The sequence below is a fragment of the Kitasatospora nipponensis genome (genome assembly GCF_039528135.1).
In the GTDB taxonomy this organism is placed as follows: Bacteria; Actinomycetota; Actinomycetes; order Streptomycetales; family Streptomycetaceae; genus Kitasatospora; species Kitasatospora nipponensis.
Window position 1 is genome coordinate 1 of sequence record NZ_BAAALF010000324.1, and the last position, 5,185, is coordinate 5,185.

Below are 5,185 nucleotides of genomic sequence, written 5' to 3' on the forward strand. Positions count from 1 at the left end.
CTCCTCCAACACATCCACCGCACTCACCCGCACCCGCGGATCCGCGGACACCACGTCCAGGACCCGCACCCACCGCTCCGCCAGCCGCTCCACCGACTCCGGATCGAACAGGTCGGCCGACAACGTCAACGCACCGCGCAGGCCGCTCGGACGCCCCTTGGCGTCGAAGACCTCGCGCACGCTCATGTCCAGATCGAACTTGGACACCGCTGCACCCGGGCCACCTGCCGCCGGGGCGCTCGACGCCACCCCGCCCGTACGCGCTCCCCGCAGCTCCAACGCCGCCCGAGCGTTGTTCTGCATGGTGAGGTTCACCTGGCAGAGCGGGGGCCGCGCCATCGAACGGGCCGGCGCCAGCTCCTCCACCAGCTTCTCGAACGGCACGTCCTGGTTCGCGAACGCCGTCAGGCCCGCCGCCCGCACCCGCGCCAGAGCCTCGGTGAACGTCGGGTCCCCCGACAGGTCGGTGCGGACCACCAGCGTGTTGACGAAGAACCCGACCAGGTCGTCCAGCGCCTCATCGGTACGCCCGGCCACACCGGTGCCGATCGGAATGTCGGTGCCGGCGCCGAGCCGCGACAGCAGGACCCCCAGGGCGGCCTGCAGCAGCATGAACATCGTCACGCCCTCGGCCTGCGCCAGCTTTGCAAGCCGCGCGTGCAGCTCGGCCGGGACGTCCAACGGCAACCGGTATCCGCGGTATCCGGCCTGTGCCGGGCGCGGACGGTCGAACGGGAGCTGCAACTCCTCGGGTGCGCCCGCCAACGCCTCACGCCAGTGGGCCACCTGGCGCGACAGCAGGCTCTCCGGGTCCCGCTCGTCACCGAGCAGCTCGCGCTGCCACAGGGCGTAGTCCGCGTACTGCACCGGCAGCGGAACCCACTGCGGCGCCCGTCCCTCGCTCCGCGCCGCATAGGCCGTCGAGATGTCGCGGGCCAGTGGACCCATCGACCAGCCGTCACTGACGATGTGATGGACGGCCAGCACCAGGACGTGCTCGTCGGCTCCGGTGGAGAACAGCGACGCCCGGATCGGGATCTCCGTCAGGAGGTCGAAGGCGTGGCTCCCGGCTCCGGCGATCGCATCGGCCAGGTCTGCCGGAGCGACCTCGCGCACCTCCAGCTCCCAGGCCAGCTCGTCAGGAGCCAGGATCCGCTGGTGGGGCTCACCGTCCGCAATCGGGAACACGGTGCGCAGCACCTCATGCCGCCCCAGCACGTCCCACAGCGCCGCACCCAGCGCGCCGCTGTCGATGTCGCCGGTCAGGCGCAGCACGAAAGGCGTGTTGTAGGTCGCACTCGGACCCTCCAGCTGCCCTAGGAACCACAACCGGCGCTGCGCGAAGGAGAGCGGGACGCGCTCCGGCCGCTCGGCGGGAACCAGCGCCGCGCGGGCCGTGTCGGCGCCGGCCAACCGGGCGCCGAGGCCCGCCGGGGTCGGCGCCTCGAACACATCGGCGATCTCCACTTCGACACCGAGCGCCGCCCGCACCCGGTTGAGCAACCGGGTGGCCAGCAGCGAGTGCCCGCCCAGGTAGAAGAAGTCGTCGTCCACCCCCACCCGCTCCAGCCCGAGGAGCTGCGCGAACAGGCCGCAGAGGATCTCCTCCTGGAGGGTGGCGGGTGCGCGCTGCGCGTCCGCCTCCACGACCGCGTAGTCAGGGGCCGGCAGGGCCTTGCGGTCCAGCTTGCCGTTCGCCGTCAGCGGCAGCTTGGTGAGGATGACGACCGCGGCCGGGACCATGTACTCGGGCAGGTGCTCCCCGACGTAGGTCCGCACATCGGCAGGCAGGGCCTTGCCACCCCGGCGGCCGGCCGGGACGACGTAGGCGACCAGGCGCTTGTCACCCGGGACGTCCTCGCGCACCACGACCGCGGCCTGGGCCACCGCCTCGTGCTCGACGATCACCGCCTGCACCTCGCCCGGCTCGATCCGGAAACCACGGATCTTCACCTGGTCGTCCGCACGACCCGCGAACGCCAACCGCCCCTCCACCGTCCACTTCACCCGGTCACCGGTCTGGTACATCCGCTCACCCACCGCACCGAACGGATTGGCCACGAACCGCTGCGCGCTCAGGCCGGCCCGCCGCAGATAGCCCCGGGCCAGCCCGGATCCCGCGATGTAGAGCTCGCCCACCACACCCGGCGCCACCGGCATCAGGTAGTCGTCCAGCACGAAGACCTCGGTGTTGACGACCGGCCGGCCGATCCGCGGCTCGTCCGCCGCGCCGAGCGGGCCGGCCATCGTCGCGGCGACCGTGATCTCGGTCGGGCCGTAGGCGTTGATCAGTCGTCGGCCCGGGGCCCACTTCGCGACCAGCTCGGCGCCCAGCGCCTCGCCGCCCGAGAACAGGGTCTTCACCGGGGCGAGGTCCTCCGCGTTCAGCACTCCCAGCACCGCGGGCGGAAGCAGCGTGTGCGTGATGCCGTGGCGGGCCACCACGCGCTCCAACCCCGAGCCGGGCAGCAGCTCGGCGGCGGGCGCGACCACCAGACGCGCGCCCGACCACAGCGCCATGAGCAGTTCCCAGGTCGCGGCATCGAAGCCGACGGACGCGAACTGCAGCACCCGGCTGTCGCCGTCCAGCTCGAGGCCGCGGGCCGCGATCAGGTTCACCGCACCCCGGTGCGCGACCACGACGCCCTTGGGCACACCGGTCGAGCCGGAGGTGTAGATGACGTAGGCCGGATGCTCCGGGCGCAGCACCGCAGTGCGCTCCGCGTCGGTCAGCACCTCGCCGTCCAGGCGGGCGAGCTCCATCCGCACCTTGCGGTCGTCCAGCGCCACCCGTGGCGCCGTGACCGCATCGGGGATCACCGACGCCGAAGCCGACGAGGTCAGCACGCACGCCGCATCGGCGTCCGTCAGCATGAACCCGATCCGCTCGGCCGGGTACGACGGATCCACCGGCAGATACGCCGCCCCCGCCTTCAGCACGCCGAGCAGCGCGATCACCAGCTCGACCCCGCGCTCCATGACCACGGCGACCAGCGACTCCGGGCCGATCCCCCGAGCGACCAGCATCCGGGCCACCTGGTTCGCCCGCTCGTCCAGCTCCGCGTAGCTGACGGCGAAGCCGTCGCCCGCGACGGCCACCGCACCCGGCGTCCGGTCGACCTGCGCCTCGAACAGCTCGGGCAGGGTGGCGGCCGCCACCTCGGCCGCCGTGTCGTTCCACCGGATCAGGACGCGCTCGCGCTCGACCTCGTCGAGCACCGCCACCTCGCTCAGCCGCAGCGCCGGATCGGCCGACACCAGGTCGACGACCCGGGCGAAGCACGCCGCCAGCCGCGCGGCCGTCTCCGACTCGAACAGGTCCGCGGGGACCGTCACCGTGCCCCACAGTCCAGCCGGGCGCTGCTCGGCGTCGAACTGCTCACCCATGTGCACGTCGAGGTCGAACTTCGCCGTCGTCACCTCGGCCGCCAGCTCCGCCGACTGCTCGCGGGTCACCATCCCCGCGCGCGCATCCGCCAGTTTCAGCGCCGCCTTCGCGTTGTTCTGCACCAGCAGCATCACCTGGAACAGCGGGTGACGCGTCAGGGAGCGGGTCGAGGTCAGCGCCTCGACCAACCGGTCGAACGGTACGTCCTGGTTCGCGAAGGCGCCGAGGCCGGCCTCGCGGACGCGCGCCAGCGTCTGGGTGAAGGTCGGATCACCCGACAGGTCGGTGCGCACCACCAGGTTGTTGATGAAGAACCCGACCACGTCGTCCAGCGCCTCGTCGGTGCGGCCGGCGATCGGCGATCCGATCGGGATGTCGGTGCCCGCGCCGAGACGGGAGAGCGTGACCGCGAGGGCCGCCTGCAGGACCATGGAGAGCGTCACGCCCTCGGCCCGGGTCAGCTCCGCCAGCCGTGCGTGCACGTCGGCCGGGACCGCGAAGCGAACCCGGTGTCCCCGGTGGCCGGTCCCTGCGGCACGCGGGTGGTCGAAGGGGAGGTCGAGCTCCTCCGGCGCGCCGGCCAACGCCGCACGCCAGTAGGCGATCTGGCCCGACAGCAGGCTGTCCGGGTCCTGGTCGTCACCCAGCAGCCGTCGCTGCCACAGGGCGTAGTCCGCGTACTGCACCGGCAGCGCGGCCCACTCGGGTGCCCGACCCTCTCGCCGGGCCAGGTAGGCGGTGGACAGGTCGCGGGCCAGCGGCTCACGTGACCAGCCGTCACTGGCGATGTGATGGACGGTCACCATCAGGACCTGCTCGTCGGGTCCGGCGGCGAAGAGCCACGCCCGGATCGGGACCTCCGTCGACAGGTCGAAGGGGTACGTGGCGGCCTCCGCGAGGGCCCCGGGCAGCTCGGCCGGCGCGACCTCGGCGACCTCCAGCTCCCAGGCCAGCTCGTCCACGCCCAGGATCCGCTGGTACGGCTCCCCGTCCTCGTCGGCGGCGAAGACCGTGCGCAGCACCTCGTGCCGACCCAGCACATCGCGCAGCGCCGCACCCAGCGCCTCGCGGTCCACGTCACCCGACAGCCGGACGGGGATGGGGATGTTGTACACCGCGCTCGGGCCCTCGATCTGCCCGATGAACCACAGTCGACGCTGGGCGAAGGACAGCGGCACCCGCTCGGGGCGCTCGGCAGTCGTCAGGGCCAGGCGGGCGGTGGCCGCACCGGCCAGTCGAGCGGCGAGGCCGGAAACCGTCGGCGCCTCGAACAGGGTCCGCAGCGAGAGCTCGACGCCCAGCACCGTGCGGATCCGGCTCACCAGGCGGACGGCGAGCAGGGAGTGACCGCCCAGGGCGAAGAAGTCGTCGTCGACACCCACGCTCTCCAGTCCGAGGATCTGCGCGAACGCGCCGCAGAGCAGCTCCTCCTCCAGCGTGGCCGGACCGCGGCCGCTGCCCGTCGTGTACTCGGGCGTGGGCAGCGCCTTGCGGTCGAGCTTGCCGTTGCCGGTCAGCGGCAGCGCGTCCAGCACCACGACGGCGGCCGGGACCATGTGCTCGGGCAGCCGCTGCCCGGCGAACCGCCGCAGGTCGGCGGCCAGGTCCGCACCGTCCGCGTCCGCGTCCGCCGGGACGACGTAGGCGACCAGGCGCACGTCACCCGGCTGGTCCTCGCGGGCGATCACCGCCGCCTGGGCCACCTGGGGGTGCGTCAGCAGCGCGGTCTGGACCTCGCCCGTCTCGATGCGGTAGCCGCGGACCTTCACCTGGTCGTCGGCACGGCCCAGGAACACC

General features: G+C 72.7%; 1 protein-coding gene. It reads right to left on the minus strand.

Going from position 1 to position 5,185, the window contains the following annotated elements; all coding sequences use genetic code 11:
• On the minus strand, positions 1-5,185 hold a 5,185-nt coding region (locus ABD323_RS39380), incomplete at both ends, for an amino acid adenylation domain-containing protein (RefSeq protein ID WP_344446918.1).